Annotated in this window: 16 protein-coding genes; 3 read left to right on the forward strand and 13 right to left on the reverse strand. The window is 68.6% G+C overall.

Annotated elements, in window-relative coordinates; all coding sequences use genetic code 11:
* Positions 1–99: 99 nt before the first annotated feature.
* Complete coding sequence (locus AMR74_RS19355) at positions 100–246, reverse strand: hypothetical protein (protein WP_167551946.1); 147 nt, start codon at positions 244–246, stop codon at positions 100–102.
* 102 nt (positions 247–348) lie between these two features.
* Between AMR74_RS19355 and AMR74_RS16635 the strand changes: the two genes are divergently transcribed.
* Positions 349–1,158 carry a hypothetical protein gene (locus AMR74_RS16635; RefSeq protein WP_053773179.1) on the forward strand — a complete coding sequence of 270 codons (810 nt, stop codon included), beginning with the start codon at positions 349–351 and terminating at the stop codon, positions 1,156–1,158.
* A gap of 275 nt (positions 1,159–1,433) precedes the next feature.
* A complete protein-coding gene (locus tag AMR74_RS16640) occupies positions 1,434–1,877 on the forward strand; it encodes a helix-turn-helix domain-containing protein (RefSeq protein ID WP_077152455.1) in 444 nt (147 codons plus the stop codon).
* A 145-nt stretch (positions 1,878–2,022) separates the two neighbouring features.
* Here the strand turns inward: AMR74_RS16640 and AMR74_RS16645 are convergent, their stop codons facing one another.
* From AMR74_RS16645 to AMR74_RS16660, 4 genes are read right to left on the reverse strand one after another with little or no spacing between them, the layout of a single operon-like run.
* Positions 2,023–5,952, reverse strand: coding sequence for a type IV secretory system conjugative DNA transfer family protein (locus tag AMR74_RS16645; RefSeq protein WP_053773181.1), 3,930 nt, complete (start codon positions 5,950–5,952; stop codon positions 2,023–2,025).
* A 2-nt stretch (positions 5,953–5,954) separates the two neighbouring features.
* Positions 5,955–9,431: a VirB4 family type IV secretion system protein gene (locus AMR74_RS16650; protein WP_053773182.1), complete on the reverse strand. Its 3,477-nt coding sequence runs from the start codon at positions 9,429–9,431 to the stop codon at positions 5,955–5,957.
* Between the two features lie 33 nt (positions 9,432–9,464).
* Positions 9,465–10,841, reverse strand: coding sequence for a hypothetical protein (locus tag AMR74_RS16655; protein WP_053773183.1), 1,377 nt, complete (start codon positions 10,839–10,841; stop codon positions 9,465–9,467).
* A gap of 19 nt (positions 10,842–10,860) precedes the next feature.
* On the reverse strand, positions 10,861–11,325 hold the full coding sequence (locus tag AMR74_RS16660; protein ID WP_053773184.1) for a hypothetical protein: 465 nt from the start codon (positions 11,323–11,325) through the stop codon (positions 10,861–10,863).
* A gap of 169 nt (positions 11,326–11,494) precedes the next feature.
* On the opposite strand from AMR74_RS16660, the gene AMR74_RS16665 reads away from it, so the two are divergent.
* The gene (locus tag AMR74_RS16665; protein WP_053773185.1) at positions 11,495–11,740 is read left to right on the forward strand and encodes a hypothetical protein; all 246 of its coding nucleotides are present in this window, start codon (positions 11,495–11,497) and stop codon (positions 11,738–11,740) included.
* Here AMR74_RS16665 and AMR74_RS16670 read toward each other — a convergent pair whose 3' ends face one another.
* The 8 genes from AMR74_RS16670 to AMR74_RS16700 form a co-directional block, all read right to left on the reverse strand.
* Entirely contained in the window at positions 11,741–11,983 is a 243-nt protein-coding gene (locus tag AMR74_RS16670) for a hypothetical protein (RefSeq protein ID WP_053773186.1), read from the reverse strand.
* A 43-nt stretch (positions 11,984–12,026) separates the two neighbouring features.
* A complete protein-coding gene (locus tag AMR74_RS16675) occupies positions 12,027–12,920 on the reverse strand; it encodes an AAA family ATPase (protein WP_205625986.1) in 894 nt (297 codons plus the stop codon).
* Between the two features lie 79 nt (positions 12,921–12,999).
* Positions 13,000–13,782 carry a DUF5131 family protein gene (locus AMR74_RS16680; RefSeq protein ID WP_077152456.1) on the reverse strand — a complete coding sequence of 261 codons (783 nt, stop codon included), beginning with the start codon at positions 13,780–13,782 and terminating at the stop codon, positions 13,000–13,002.
* 5 nt (positions 13,783–13,787) lie between these two features.
* Entirely contained in the window at positions 13,788–14,030 is a 243-nt protein-coding gene (locus AMR74_RS16685) for a hypothetical protein (RefSeq protein ID WP_053773187.1), read from the reverse strand.
* Positions 14,030–14,470 (reverse strand): hypothetical protein, encoded by a 441-nt coding sequence (locus AMR74_RS16690; RefSeq protein ID WP_053773188.1) that lies wholly within the window; start codon positions 14,468–14,470, stop codon positions 14,030–14,032. The genes AMR74_RS16685 and AMR74_RS16690 overlap by 1 nt, the downstream gene beginning before the upstream one ends.
* Positions 14,471–14,624: 154 nt before the next feature.
* Positions 14,625–14,783 (reverse strand): hypothetical protein, encoded by a 159-nt coding sequence (locus AMR74_RS19360; RefSeq protein WP_167551947.1) that lies wholly within the window; start codon positions 14,781–14,783, stop codon positions 14,625–14,627.
* The gene (locus AMR74_RS16695) at positions 14,780–14,977 is read right to left on the reverse strand and encodes a hypothetical protein (RefSeq protein ID WP_053773189.1); all 198 of its coding nucleotides are present in this window, start codon (positions 14,975–14,977) and stop codon (positions 14,780–14,782) included. Before AMR74_RS16695 ends, AMR74_RS19360 begins: the two co-directional genes overlap by 4 nt.
* Positions 14,974–15,318 carry a hypothetical protein gene (locus tag AMR74_RS16700; protein ID WP_053773190.1) on the reverse strand — a complete coding sequence of 115 codons (345 nt, stop codon included), beginning with the start codon at positions 15,316–15,318 and terminating at the stop codon, positions 14,974–14,976. The genes AMR74_RS16695 and AMR74_RS16700 overlap by 4 nt, the downstream gene beginning before the upstream one ends.
* Positions 15,319–15,453 lie beyond the last annotated feature (135 nt).

Below are 15,453 nucleotides of genomic sequence, written 5' to 3' on the forward strand. Positions count from 1 at the left end.
CACCTGCCGTCCGAGATGCTCGCTCGGTCGCGCCGGTTCGGCCACGCTGCGCCAACAGCGTGGTCGGGCCGTACAACTCCTGCTGCGAGGACATGAACTCTAAGAGCCCTCGCTCTGCGACGTGCCATCCCCGTCGCTGAAGACCTCTCTGAGGAGCTCGTCGTAGCTCTGCCCCTCGTACCGCTTGCTCGATTTCACGAGCTTTCGGGTCTCCCTGCTACAGGGAATGGATGATTCAGCTGGCATTGCTCACATGTCTCATTAAAGCCCGTGTATTAAAGTCATTACGGATGTTTGACCCACCATGGAAAACCTGAATCCGGTTACGGGCCGAGGTGGTGAGCCGACATGAAGAAGCACCTGTTCGGCCACGAGGCGCTCGACCGGGATCGTGGCGTGTTGACGCCTGCTGATAGGGAGTTCCTACGCACCGAGGGAAAAAACCTCGGCAGTGAGCAGTCGCGACGGAACACGCGCCGGCGGATCCGGAAGCGCATCCGGAACGCGATCATCGACTTCGACCTCATCGTCCGGCTGCTGAACGACGAGGACCGCGCGCTCGTGTTCGAGGAGGAGGAGGACCACTGGGACCGCGTCTTCCAGGCCGGCCAGAAGGCGATGATCGAGTTCCTCTACGCCGGCCTCGCCGACGCCGACGAGACGACGATGGACTTCGAGACCGTGCTGAAGTCCGGCGTCCACGACGCGGAGCTGGAGCGCCACGACGGCCCGGTGTTCGTCGACGTCGACTTCGGCGTCGAGACCGACGTCCAATTCGACCTCGAGGACGCGCGGGAGCGCTTCGAGAACGGGTCGGCGCTGACCGTCGCGGAGATCGGGGCGCTCATCGCCACCGGCACCGTCGACGACCCAGACCAGATGGCAGAGCTCGCAGAGCTCGCCCAGGAGAGGGGCGTCGTGGAGTCGTCGGTGTCGCCGATGCAAGCTGCCTACGCCGCGGAGGCCCTCGACATCGACCCTGTCGGCTCGGAGGGCGTGCCGGTGCTCGCCACCGACGATGATGAAACGGCCGACGCCATCGACATCATCACCAGAGGAGAGCCGCTGATGCTGCTCAACGCCTTCGAGAAGACCGACGAGGTCGACGCTGACACCGATGAAGGGGAGGACGTCGCCCCCGTTGAGCCATCAGACTGACGCCTTCCAGACCGCCTTCTTCCACCATCACGCCAGCAGCGTGCCGGCGTGCCGGCGCCGACGTGACGTCACCCCGTTATCGATCTGTTCCGCGCAGGCTGCCGGCACCGTGACGTCAGTGTGCGGTCGCTGATACGTCTCGTTGACGGTGGACTGCTGGGCCTGTCGGCCTGAGGCCCGTTGTCCCTCTTTCTCTGTCGCCGGAGGCGACGCCGGGCTATAATCGAGCCGTAGCACCTATGGCCGGAGAGCCGTTACCGCCCCGCCGAGACCCTATGGCAGATGATACATCTACCGATGAGACGCCGGTGCTCGGACAGATCGAAGAGGAGATCAGCGAGACGCGCGCCGACCTGCTGGCGGTGCTCGGTCGCGCCGCCGACGCCGGCGACGGCGGGCTGCCGACGGGTGCGCTCCGTCGTGAGGCTGGCGTCCCCAGCGGGAGCATCGGCTACCACATGGACGCGCTCGAAGCGTGGGGACTCGTCGACGTCGTCGGTCGCGAGCAGGAGGGTGGCGGCGACCCGTCGAAGGTGTGGGCGCTGACTGACCGCGGGCGGGAGTTCCTCGACCGGCCGGCGGCCCACCGGCTGCCGACGCGTGAGGAGGTCCGGGCGCTCCACGACCGCGTCGACGCGCTGGAGGACGAGCTCGCAGAGCTGAAAACGGCCTACAACCAGATGGCCGACATCGTCGAGGACCTTGCCGAGGAGTCTTAACCAACACGGTGGGCGGAGGGCGGCGATTGTAGTTAACGACGGCGCGGCAGCCGCGGCCCACGCCACCGTCGGCCTTCCCGGCAAGGTGTTCGCGGCGTTTCTGGAAGGGCCAACGCAGGCGTAGGCTCTCGCGGAACTCCCCTCGTCAGTCCTCGAAGCGGGGGAGTGACACGTCGCCGTCGTCGTCTTCGGCGTCGTCCTGCCCGCTATCTGACGCCACGGTGGCGTCAGTCTGCCGCCGCGCCGCCGGCGAACGGTCGCCCGCCGAACGGTCGGCGGCCGAACGCGGCTCGTCCGAACGCGCGCCGTCGCGACCGGCGGCCTCGTCGAGCGGCAGCTGCTCGCCGTCCTCGTAGATCCGGAGGTCGGCCGGCATCTCGGCATCCGGCGGGACCACGAGGACGTCCCACTCACCCGGCGTCGGCGGGCCGTCCTCGAACGCACGCTCGGGGATGACCGGCTGCTTCACGGCCGCCCACTCGTCGCCCGGCTCGGCACCGTCGGTCGTCGCCGGATAGCGGCTGGCGTCTTGGAAGACCGAGGCGGCGTCAGGGAAGCGCGCGATCGCGTCGCCGGCGTCGTCGCGAAGGACGTACGCTCCGGTGGTCTCGTCGCGCGTCCAGATGGTCTCCCGGCAGGTGGCCGGGCGGAGCATCGTCTCGCCGTCGATCCGGAGGTTCCGCGAGTTGTAGAACCGGGTCTCGCCCGTCTCGTCGAACGTCGTCCGGTACGGCGGCGACATCAGCGTGTTCCACACCGTCGGGGCGACGCTCTCGCGAACGGCGAAGAGGCAGCGCTGGTCCTCGTTCACAGCCTGCGCGAGGTTCCGCACCGTCTGGGCCGGCTTGGACTCGCCGGTACTGCTCTCGGCCTCGACCGCCATCTCACCAGCGTCGGAGAGGCGGGCCAGCATCGGGTGCGCCGCCTCGAACTCGTCGAGGACCTCGGCCTCGCGTTCGCGACGCTTTCGAAGCGAGAGGTCGGCGAGCTCTGCCTCGGCCTCGGCGAACACGTCGACGTCGGCGAGCGTGGCGACACCGTCAGGAAGGTTGTGGCCGTCCTGCTCGGGGAGCCGGACCCGAGCGCCGGCGCGGGTCAGCGGGTCGTACACGTCCTTCAGCAGCTCGCGATGCTTCGCCCCGCCGCCGCTGGCGGATGCCCCTGTCTCGAAGATCGGCGTCTTGCCGCGGTCGGTACACCGGAGGTGGACGTCGTCCTCGCGCACCTCGCGCTCGACGAGGTCCTCGGGCACCTGGTCGACCAGCCCCCAGAGGCGCGACTGGTGCTCGACGTCGACGCCGTCGCCCAGGTACTCGCGGATGCGCTCGGCGACCGCCTTCGACTGGACGAACCCGTCCTCGGCGCCGGTCTGGATCGCCTCGTCGTAGACGGCCTTACAGATCAGCGCCTCGCGCCGGTCGGTGAGCTCGAGATCGTCGGCGTCCGAGAGGCCGGCGGTCTCGCCGGCGCCGGCGGCGTCGTCGACGTCGGTCGCAAAGTGAGACTCGCGCTTCTGCTGCTCGGGCGTCGGTCGGTCGCTGCCGTACCGGTCGATGCTGCGGCGCTTGAACTCGCGGAGTTCCTCGTCAGCCATCCCGCCCGGCGGCCGCTCGAACAGCCCGCCCTCAACCCGCTGGCGGACATCGGCGACCGGGGGGAACGCGTCCACCTTGTACGAGTGGGTGAGCTCGTCGTTGCCGTCGTGGGTCCGCATGTAGAACCGGTACTTCGAGAGGTTCACGAGGTCCTCCCACTCGACGTCGGGCGAGTGCTGCGCCTGTATCATCCGCGCGTCGCGCTTGCCGCCGGGGTTGTAGGTGATGAAGGTCTCGCACTGGTTGGCGATCGCCTCGGCGACGCGGTCGGGGAGCTGGTTCGACGGGTTCTGACAGGAGAGCGTCAGCGGGAAGTTGAACGCTCGCGCTTCCGACAGGATGCTGTGGATGTTCGACTCCCGGGTGACGATGCTGTCGAACTCGTCGACGATGACGTGGAACGGCGGGCGCGCGTCGGGGTCGGACTCGCGAGCGGCCACCCACGCCCGGCGGATGAGCGCCGTCGCGAACAGTCGCTTCTCGGTCTCGCCCGACGAGGGCGCGTTCCGAACGACGATCACCTTGCCGTCCTCGACGGCTTGCTGGATAGAGACGGTCGACTCGCGGGCGCTGATGAGGTTCCGGATGGCGTCGTTCTGGACCCATTGGTCGAGGCGACCGGCGAGGGGTTCGAGGTCTTCCTCCTCCTGGTCGCGGATGCGCTCGGCGGCTTCCTTGATGAAGTGGATGCGCTCCTCGGCCATCCACTCGTAGAACTGGTCGCGGTTCCCCGGCGCCGTCACGACGAACGCGAGGTCCAGCAGCGTACAGGTGCGATCGGACTTCGCCATCCCACGGATCAGCGTCCGGGCGACTCGGTTCATCAGCGGCCCCCAGTAGTTGTCGTCGCCGCCCCCGGCCTGCGCCATCATCGCGACGAGGTCGTCGGTCAGCGCCTCGACCGCCGTCGCGAACGCCCGGCTCTCGGGTTCGGCGTCGCCGGGCACCTCCAGGAAGTTGAAGCGAACCTGCTGGTCGAAGTCGTCGGAGAGGTCGACGAAGATGAAGTCCTCCTCGGCGCGGTCCTCCGGCCACTCCCGGATGAAGCGGTCGACGTCGCGCCCTTTCGGGTCGAAGATGAGGCCGCCGTGGCCGCGGCCGACGACCTGCGAGGCGAGGTTCACGAGGAACGTGGTCTTGCCTTTGCCCGTCCCGCCGCCGACGAACTGGTGCGTTCGGAGTGTTCCCGGTCGCACGCCGGCCTCGACGTCGTGCTTCGCGCCGAACCCATACCAGTACGGCTCGTCGACGTCGTCGGCCTCGAGCATCGCGAGCTGCTTGCGGCCCTCGCTCGCGCCGGCGACGCCGTGGCGCTGGTAGTCGAACCGGGGCGTCCCCGGCGGGATGCCCTCGCCCGGGCGGGACATCGACCACCGCATCTTGTTGGTGGAGACAAACTCCGCCTTCGGGACGTTCACCAGACCGGCGACCTCGCGCTGCGCCTTCACGATCCCGGTCTCCTCAAAGGCACGGTCGGCGGCCGCCACGATCTCATCGCGGAGCTCGTCGCCAGCGAGCGGCTGGGGGATGAACGTCTGCTCGGCGTTGTTCTCGTAGAAGTTCCTGAACATCCCGGCGGTCTTCGACGCGCGCTGAACGGCGACGTCGGGGTCGTCGCTGACGGCGAACACGCGGAGACAGAGGTGCCATCCCTTCTCTCCCTGCTGCTCCTCGAGGAGCTTCGCGACCTCCTTGTCGACCTTCGACGGCGGGTGCTCGACCTGCTCGAACGTGATCCGTTTGCGGTGCCACTTCACCGTCGGCTCCCGAAGGTTGTACGCGAGGTCCTTCAACGAGGGCGCGCCGTCGACGTTGGGGTCGTCGGCGTCGACGTCAGCCACGCCGCCGCCGTTCGCGACGCCGCTGGTCCAGCTCCGATCCTCGGGTCGGAACACCACCTGGACGACGACGTCGGCGTCGGTCTGCGCCTCGTCCTGAACGCCGACCATCTCTTGGAGGATGGAGCCGGTCGGGTCGGCGAAGAAGCCGTCGAGGTCGATGTTCTTGATCGGGTAGAGCGTGTAGCGCCGGAGCGCCAGCGTCGCACCGGCGACGTACTGGCCCTCACGAGCGGGCAGGAACGTCGGCTCCCGGCGCTCGATCTGGGAGTCGGGGTACTGCTGTTGGAGCTGTCGCTCTAGCGTCCCGTCGAGCGTGTCGTCGCCGGCGAGGTACTGGAGGGAGGCGACGCGATCACCGCCGGGCTGCTCGGCGGCGTAGCGCATCTCGAAGGCGTGCGCCGGCGAGACGTTCGCCTCGTCGAGGCTGAACCGCGGGCTCTCCGTCTCGACCGTATGGAGCGACTCGAGAACCTCGTCCATCGCCTCGATCCCGCCGTTGTCCTTGTGGGGACGGACGGCGATCGCCTCGCGTGGCGTCTCCGGGCGCGTCGCCTCGACGAGCTCGTCGTCGACGACGACCGGCTCGTACCCAGTCTCCTCACGGTCCGCCGTCGACCGGAATGTGTCGAGCAGGCTCATGCTCAGTCGGCCACCTCCGCGGTGCCGTTCCGACTGGCGCGAGCGGCCCACTCCTTGGCGCGGTCGACCGGTACGTCAGCGGCGTCGGCGACGGTCACCGGCTCGACGTCGGCCAACTCTTCGACAGTCGTGATGCCGGCCTCGCGAAGGCGGTCGGAGTAGGTCGGCCCGATTCCCCGGATCGCCTCGATGTCGCCGCCCTCGCCGTTCTGCGTCCCGTTCTTCGACGCTCGAACCCCTGCCTCGACGCCGGACGACGCCGCTTCTCCACCGCCGCGTGGGGCAAAGTCGACGCCGGCGTGACCGCTCAGGTACTCGCGGAAGGGGCCATCGCTGTCGGGGTCGTACGTGAGCACCGCATCCTCCAACGGCGACGCCGCGACCTGAAGCCGTAGCCAGCCCGACATGTCCTCGAACGACACCATCCCCTGCGAGTAGCCGAGGCCGGCGCTCCCCGGCGTGGCTCGTGACCGGACGAACTCGCGCTGCGAGGCGTTCATCCCGAACCGCTGGCCGACATCCTGAGAGAGGTTCGGCGTCCGGTAGAACTCGACCGTCGAACACTGGCCGAGGATCGTCTCGCGGTGCTCGCTCGCCTCGTCGCCGGCGCCGCCGACGAACTCTTGGGGCGACTGCGAGACGAACCACATCGCGGCCTCGTAGTGCCGCCAGTGACGCGCCGCTCGCTGGAGCCAGTCGATCATCTCCTCGGAGTAGAGCAGGTAGTGCGCCTCGTCGACGACGAACATCGTCTTCTCGGGCGCTTGCTTCACCGCCTGGTACACCTGCCCGAGGATGAGGTGGAGCATCGTCGACTTCTCGGCGGCGCCCTGGCCCTCGATCTGCTGGAGGTCGAGGTACGTCACCGAGCCGGGGGTGATTCGAGCGTCCGACTGGCCGACGAGGTGGCTGTACTTCCCGTGCTCCTTGAACCCGGAGAGCTTGTCCAGCAAGCGGCTGGCGGCCTTCTCCTTCTCTTCGACCTCTTGGTCGTGGTCGGTGTGCGTGTAGTCGGTCGGGTTTTCCAGCATGTCGCCCAGCGTCTCGAGGAACTCGTCCATCGTGGGCGACGTCCGACCGTGGGTCGCCGGGTCGTCGCGCTCGATGCCGGCGCGAGCGTACGTCGCCTCCAACGCCTCCTCGATCGTCGCGACGAACGGGCCGGGGTCGATACCCTGCGACCGGAGGATCCCAGCGATGAACTCGCGGGCCTCGTCAACTTTCATCCGGTAGGGGTCGATGTCGGCACCGTCGAGAACGGCGTCCGGTGTCTCCCGGATGTCGAGCGGGTTGATCGTCTGCGTGCCGTCGACGACGAAGCGCTCACCGTTCGCGAGCTCGGTGACGCCGCCGAACCCGCCCATGGTGTCACAGAGGATCAGCGTCCGATCGGGGTCGGCGAGCCACCAGCGGAGCGCGCGCTTCCCGACGCTGTAGGTCTTCCCGCTGCCGGACTTCGCGATGGTCAGGAGGTGGGGCGCGCCGCCGCGCTTGAACGGGTCAGCGATGACCTCGCTGCCGTTCTGGATCGACCGGCCGAACTCGACGCCACCGTCCTCGTCGATGGTCGCCGCGCAGAACGGGAACGCCGCACCGAGCGTCCCACCGAGCGTGAGCGTGTAGCGGTCCCGCGTGGAGATGGCGTCGTACTCGTCGCGACCGGTCGGCGAGGCCGCGGCGAACAGCTCACCCTGCCGGGTCTCCGGCGACAGCACCAGGAGGTCCGCCGGCGCGCTCTCCAGCCGGTCGCGAACGCGCTCGACGTCGTCCTCCAGGGCGCGCCGCTTCGCGACGTCGAGCGTCAGCTCGTCCTCGGTCGCGAGGCCGTCGTCGATCTCCTGCTCGGCGCGCTCCAAGGCCCGCCGGGTGCCGGCGCGGACGGTGACGTAGCCGGCGAGGTCCCACGGCTGGCTGTTCGTCTGGCGGACGATCTCGTACATCTTCACCAGCGACTCCAGCGTGTCGTCGGCGGCCATCGCCGAGATGTCGGTGTCCTCCTCGCGTTCGAGAGCGCTCGCGTCGACCTCGGCGATCCGATGCTCAAGCTCGTTCACCGTCGACCGCTTGTCCCGCGACCGGGCCCGAAGGCAGACGTCCAGGTCAACGTCGCGCATCGTGTAGAGCTCGCGCAGGAACCGAGCGCCGGGCTCCGTCGGCCACGAAGCGACCCAGAAGGTGCGGCAGTACTGCTCACCGACCCGGGTGTGGCCGTCGCAGACGTCGTAGGTCTCCGGAGAGAGGGCCTCGGCCATGGTGTCACCCTCCGGCAGCACAGCGCCGCCATGAGCCGGCCCTACGAGCGCGTCACGGACGCGCCGGAGTAACCCGGCCTGTTCATCCTCCGGCTCGTCGAACGCCTCCTCGGGCGACTCCACGCGCTCCTCGCCGACGACTGCGTCGGGGTCAGTCTCGGGCTCGGCCTCGACCGCGCTCGGGCGCTGTGTCGGGTCGACCGGCGCGCCGTCGTCGCCGACCCACGGGAACACGGCGACGTCCACCTCCTCGTCGACGGCCTCGGGATCAAGCTCGTGGCCGACGCCGGTCCAGTAGCGCGCCAGCAGCAGCGCGTGCTCGCCGGCGCCGATCCGCTCACCGTCGACGCCCTGGACGTTGCCGAGGACGTCCTCCTCGACCGTCGCAAGGCGTTCGTACAGCTCGCCCCGGCGTCGGGACCGCTCCTGCTCGCCGGTGTTGTCGCCCGGCGTGAGGGCTTGGAGGAGCCGCTGGCCGCGGCTCTCGACGCCGTCGTCGCGCGCCGGAGCGTCGACCTCCTCGGGCGCGACCTCGACGACGATGTAATGCTGCCAGTCGCGAGCGCGCCATCGTGGCGCGTCGACGTCCTCGGCCCACTCGGCGATGCCGTGGAGGACCTCCCGTGCCGGCGCCCACTCCTCGTCGGCGAACGTCTCGGAGAACGCCTGCTCTCGGTACTTTGCGCCGACGCGCTCGGGGTCGAACTCCGTCGTGGAGCTCCAGAAGCGGAAGTCGAAGTCCTGGATGTCCTCGTCGATGCCGTCGCTCAGCTGGCCGACCATCAGGTTGGCCTCGCTCTCGCTCTGTTGGTCGGTGTTCCGCCCGCCGACGCGGACCAGGCCGACCATCCGGCCGTCCTCCATCTCGGCCGTGCCGTCGGAGTAGATCCGACGCACGCCGTGGACCGTCTCGTCGACGACATCGTCGTGAGACCACGGGTAGAGACGCCGGTTCGCGAAGTGCTTGCGGATGGTGGCGAGCCGGTCGGCGGGGGTCGTGTACTCGTGGGTGCCGAGCACGAGCGCGATCGCGGCGACACCGGCGAAGAGCGCCGTCGCTGCGGCGCCCGCGAACAGCGCTGTCCGGTCGGTCGCTGCGCCCCACCACGCGGTGCCGGCGAGCGCGATCGCCGGGAGCAAGTAGGTGAACTCGCGGATGGGGATGATCCAGAGCTTAAGCCGCGTGTCGATGTACGGCGGCACCAGCTGTGCCGGGTCTCGGTCCACCTCTCCGGTATCGGATATGTTCTCAGTCATGGTCTACTGGTAGGCGCGGTCACCGGTCACGTAGTCCGTCCGTCGCTTCTCGCGGTCGTCGCTGCTGCCGCTCTGCCCGCCGCCGTCGTCGCTCGGCGTCGACTCCTGGTCGCCGTTGTCGTCCGCCGTCGACGAGCTCGAAGAGCCGTCGCGACTGCCGCGGCCGAACCACCCTCGGATGGAGCTGAAGCGCGAGGCGTCAGACGAGCGAGAGCCGCGCCCCGATTCACGGAAGCGTTCGCGAACGCCGCTCACACGCTCCCGGGCCTGTCGGGTCCGACGTCGAGCGCGGTAGCCGCGGGGCATCCCGAGACCGACCGCTGCGCCGACCGTGACCTGCCGGAGCATGGCCGCCGGGAAGAGGATCAGCGCGAAGGCGATGCCGGCGATCGTCGCCATGAACCCGAGGAAGCCGCTGATGTTGCTCCCCCACGGCAGCTCGAACACCAGCCGGAGGATCATCGACTGGCCGACCTGGAGCGTGATGAGCCCGCCGTACAGGTACAGCACGAAGTTCCCGATGGACTCGAGGTAGCCGCCGAACGGACGGAGGGCCCAGCCGACCGGCCAGAAGAACACGACGGCGTGCGCCAAGAAGTACTGCGCGCCGAGGACGAGCAGCCCGATCAGGATGATGGTGAGGTCGACGGCGGCGAGGACGACGGCGAGGACGATCCCGAAACCGAACCGGGCGAAGTTGCCCGGCGTCGCGACGAACTCGGAGCCCGCCGGCGCGAGGGCGAGGCCGAGCTCGGAGCCGATGTGAAGGCCCAGCGGCGCGACCACCCACGTCGCCAGCACCATGATGGTGCTGAAGGTGACCTGCTTCAACGCCGAGCGGCGTTCGCGAGCGTCGCTGTGACGGAACGCCCACGTCCCCACAATGATCAGGATGACCCCGGCCAGCGCGAGCGAGTAGAAGGTGGCATCCCAGACGCCCGGCCAGAGCCCGTTCGTCGGCTCCGTCCACGAGCTGATGTCGGTCGGCTCACCCGGCGCCGGCATCCCCGACACGAGGTCGCTGACGTAGCCGGTCGCGGTCTCGGCCGCCGTGAGCAGTTGCTCGGTCAGCCACTCGATGCCCGGCTCGATGAACCAGTCGACCGGGTCCGGGAAGTCGACGTCGACGATCGCGTCGCCGCCTCCGCCGCCAGCGTCTCCACCACCACCTCCCCCGCCACCACTGTCTCCTCCATCGCCGGCCCCGCCGTCACTGCCGTCCGACCCATCGCCGCCGTCGGAACCGTCACCACCACCGACGGGCTCGCTACCGCCGCTACCGCCCCGGTCGATCAGCGGCGTCATCGACAGCAGCACGGGCAGAGCGGTGGCTCTGAGGAAGGCGGACGCGGCGGCCACGGTCAGCGTGAACGCTCCCATCAGATTCGTGGAGCTGGTCCTACAGCGGGACGCCGACGATCAGCTGGGCGACGACGTCGACGGGGGTGATGACGAGCACGTTCCCGAAGTTGACGCACGAGAGCGTGTCGATACCGCCCTGGTCGAGCGCGACGCCGAAGATCGGCGGGAGGAACGCGCCGCCAAGCGTGATGCCGGCACCCTTCAGCTGGTCACGGCCCTGCTGCTTCTTGTCCGTCCGGGCGCTTCCGAGGTTGTTCCACGCAATCGCCCCACGGAACGCGGACAGCAGCACGAGCCCGACCGTGATCAGGCCGAGGACGAACGTAATGAGCGAGCCGAGGCCGGTCTCGCACATGGCGCTCGCGGCCTCCTCGGCGGCGCTCTGGGCGGCCACCGGCGCGCTCAGAAGCGACGTCGCGACCAGGCCGACAGCGACCTGGCGGAGCTGCCGGGACGACGGCGTCGGTGTGCGCTCGGTGAGCTGGAGGGCTGTTCTCGACACCGCCTTCATAAACGTCGTAATTCGTCGGAGGGGCCGGCGTGCGCGGCCGCCCTCCGGCGGCGCGTCGCTCGACATATGTAATCGGGGTTACCAACTTGAAACTTACATACTTGTTGGAGGATGGGTGACAGGATTGAAGCGTCGCCGCCCCGGACGGTTCGGCAAGCTGATGTCTCAGGACGACCGCCGCGGGACGCTCGCCCTCCTCTGGGAACGGCTCCGTCGCCCCCGGCAGTGGGTGCGGTACATCGCCGTCGCCGGGACGGCTTTCTTCGTCTCGCTGCTGTTCATCGTCACCGTGCGCCCGCTGCTGGCGCCACTCGTCGGCGGGGACAGCTACGGCGTCGTCGTTGCCGGCTGGATGCTCGCGACGTTGTACGTCCTCCGCGTGTACAGCCGGCGCGCCCTCGCCTGACTACTCGTCGAGGAGGTCGTCGGACGCCGTCTTCAGCATGAAGTTGATGGCGGCGTTCCGACTCGGGAGATGGTACTGCTCTTGGACAGCCTCGACATCGTCGAGGAGATCCTGCGGGGTGCGCTGCGTGAGCCGCACCCGCCCGTCGTCGTCCTCCTGGCCGTCGCCGGCGTCGTCCTCGGCAGCGTCTTGGTCGTTCGCTTGGTTCTGCTCGGCCTCGTCGAGGATGCTGTCTCGTGCCATGGGTTTGGTGGTAGTGTGACGTCAGGGTGGTGTCGCGTCGGCGTCACTCCGACGCCTGATCGCTGTCGGCGTGGGGGTCGGCGTACTCGATCTTCTTCGCGATCTCGTCGGTGATGGTCGCGTCGTCGACCTCGGCGTACCGGTAGGCGCCCAGACCGATCAGGTCGCACACTGCCGCGATGATCACCGCCGGGACGCCGTCGCTCCGCTCGTAGACGACGTCGAGGGCGCCCTCGGTGAGCGGTTCCATCGGGAGCGACGCCCACTCGCCGTGGTCGACGTCGGCCGCCGTCGCGACGCGTCGTTTGTAGAGCTCCTCTGCTTGGTCACGGGTGAGCGGTTCGAGTTCGAGCTCGTAGCTGACCCGGCGCTGGAACGCTCGCCCGTCGCTGCCGAGGCCGCCGATGGCGTCCCACTGCGAGGTCATCCCGGTCATGATCACCCGGACGCTGTCGAGGTCGTTCAGGAACTGGATGACGTGGAGCGTGTCGCTGTTGTTCAGCCCGAACTCGTCGACACCCAAGAGGACCTCTTGGTCGCGCTCCTCGAGGGCGTTCGCGACCTTCCGCTCGGTGAGCTTCGTCGACGACGACTTTCCGACGTCCAGCTCGTCGGCGACGATCGCGATCAGCTCGTAGGCGGTGACGTTGTGCTCGCCGATCCCGACAGTGGTGAACTCGTCCGCGTACGACTCCAGGAGCATCTGGAGCAGCGTGGTCTTGCCGACACCGCTGTACTGCGAGTGGATGAGCACGGGGCCGGTGTAGTCGCGGATGTGGTTCGCGATGTCCGCGACACTGTTCTCGCTCGGGAGGACGTACTCGTCCATCGAGGCCTGCCGGGCGAAGGGGTTCGACGCCCAGCCGAGGTGTTCGAGGTAGCGTTCCAACTCCGACTCGGTCGACTCGGCGATCGACTGGATTCGGTCCATTGCCATGGGAGTGACATCTCATCGCAGGCAGAGTGACGTCAAAAAGGTTTGTCAGACTGGCGCCGGATCGACGCCGGCGGCGGGGTTACCCTTCGGCCATCGCACGTCGGGCGCGCTTCGTCGGCTCAGGTAGATCCGGGAGTTCTTGGATCTTCCGCTGCTCGTACGTCCCCCACTCCTCGTTCCGGACTGTGAGCCGCTGTCCTCGCTCCGGCTTCCGAGCGCTCGACTGTTTGAAAAAGAACGCGACGTCTTGGTCGCGACACTGCTGGAAGATATCCCTCGCCCACTCGTGGTCCATCTCACGGCGGACGTCGTCCGGGCCCGACTCGCCACCGACGATGACCCAGTCGTATCCCTCCAGATCGACCTCCCCTAACGGCCCGATGAGCGGCTCGCACGAGAGGAACAGCGTCTCCGCGTCGCAGTCCCGGAGCAGGTCGACGCGGTCGACCACGCGCCCGTCCTCGACGCTGGTCCCCATCCAGACGTTCGGCGGCCAGGCGAGGTCGATGTGGGCAGCCCGGCCCGGTCGCTTCGTGAGGATCTGGAAGACGTGCTCGGGACAGTTTCGCATCACGGCGAAGACGTCGCTGATGAACTCGTCGGAGACGCGGCTGTGGAACAGGTCGCTCATCGAGTTCACGAAGATGCGCTGCGGCTCATCGAGACCGTACGGCTCCTCGAGCTTGTCCGGGCGCACCGACACGTTCGCCTCGGCGTGCTCGTTTGTCCACGGCTCCTCTGTGTGGCCGTACTGGCGGGAGATGCGCTCAGCGTAGCAGTTGTCGCACCCCGACGAGACCTTCGAACAGCCGTGGACCGGGTTCCACGTCGTATCAGTCCAAGCGATGTTGCTCTCCTGCATCGTGCTCACCCTCCTCCGCCGGCTTCCTCGTCGCAGACGTCGCACACGAGCTCGCCATCGGCCTCGGGATGGTCGGCGTTCGCGATGACCGGGTCGTCGTCGACGATCCCGAAGTAGCCGCACACCGAGCAGGTGGCGGTCGCCTCGTCCGCGTCGAGCTCGAGGCCGAGGCCCGGCCCGATCGTGGTCGGGTCGTCGGGCTGGCGCTCCCGGAACTCGGCGACGACGCGATCGTCGTCGTGGGACATCAGCTGTCCTCCGCCTCGTCCCGGTCGACCTCGACCGTCCGCTCCTCGGAGCGCTCGAACGCGACCAGCTGGTCGCCGGCCCAGACGCTGACCTCGGCCGGCTCGTCACCGCCGACCTCGTCGTCGCTGATGTCGAGCGCTTCTAGGACGTCTTCAGGGAGCACCAGCCGGAGCGTCTTCCCGCCAGCGCCCTCCTTGCGGACGTTCCTCGTCAGCGACTCGCTGCGGCCGTCGGCCGTCTCCGGAGATCCCAGCGCCGGGACCATCCCGAGCTCCTCGACAGCGAGCGGGTCAAAGCGGAACGACCCACCGTCCTCGAGGCCGGCGGCGCGGACCGCCTTCGTGATCGAGACGATCGCGGACCAGTTCTCGTCGGTCCCTTCACGGCGGACCTTCGCGGTCTGTACTTCTCGGATCTCGACGTCGGTGTCGTCGGTCATGGGTTGCGTTGGTGCCATTGCCATGGGGTTCACCCGGCTTTGAGGCGGGAAGCCGGAACCAGAGGCCCGCGCACCGAATCGAACGGCGACGACGTCGGCGACGTCGCCCGACCACGGCGCGGGTTTCACTCGGCACGCGGGGTGTCGTCCCGCGCTACTGGGTCACCTCCACCGGGTTCTCCGCGGAGACCCACGCGTCCTCCGAGGCGCGCAGCGTGAGCTCGTCCTCGTCGGCGATCGCCTCGACGTCGTCCTCGCCGGCGTCGCCCTCCTGGTCGTCGGCGTGGGCGAGGGAGATCTCGAACGCGCTCATCGCTTGGCCTCCAGCTCGTCGCGTGCCTCGACGAGGCGGGACGTCCAAGCCGCGGCCTCGGCCACGGTGACGCCCGGTACCTCGCTCCAGTCGGTCGCCTCGTGCGCCTCGATCACGGCGTCGAGCTGCTCGCCGGCGTCGTCCGTCTCGGGGAGTTCCGCACTCGCCCCGGGCTCGGTGCTGTCGGCGCTCACCGACCGCCACCTCCGTTGGCGGCGCCGGAGACCGCGCCCAGGTCGACGGCCGGGGCGTCCTGAACGGCTGCGACGCGCCGAAGCCGAGACCGCGGGTAGGCGTAGCGCTGGTGCCCGTCGACATCGAGGCCGCTCCCCTTCGGGAAGATGACTCGGATGACGTCGTCGTCGGTCGGGTAGTCTGGGTTCGCGTCGGCCACCGTGCGGCCGCCGTCGACCTCGTAGTTGTCGGCGGGGACCGGCGACAGCCCGACCACGAGCAGGCGGCGCGGCTCGTTCTCGTTGTTCCGGTCGGCCACGTGGTCACCGACATCGAGCGCCGGGAGGCCGTCGTCAGTCATCGCCCACACCCCGTGCGAACTGCGGGCTGATGGCCCCGATAGCGTGCTTTGCGTAGCTCGTGAACACGGTTTTGAGACCGAACTCCCACGCGAGAACGCCGTAAATTGCCGTGTTGAACGGGTCCGGATCGAGCT

This window comes from Halorubrum tropicale (assembly GCF_001280455.1).
GTDB lineage: Archaea > Halobacteriota > Halobacteria > Halobacteriales > Haloferacaceae > Halorubrum > Halorubrum tropicale.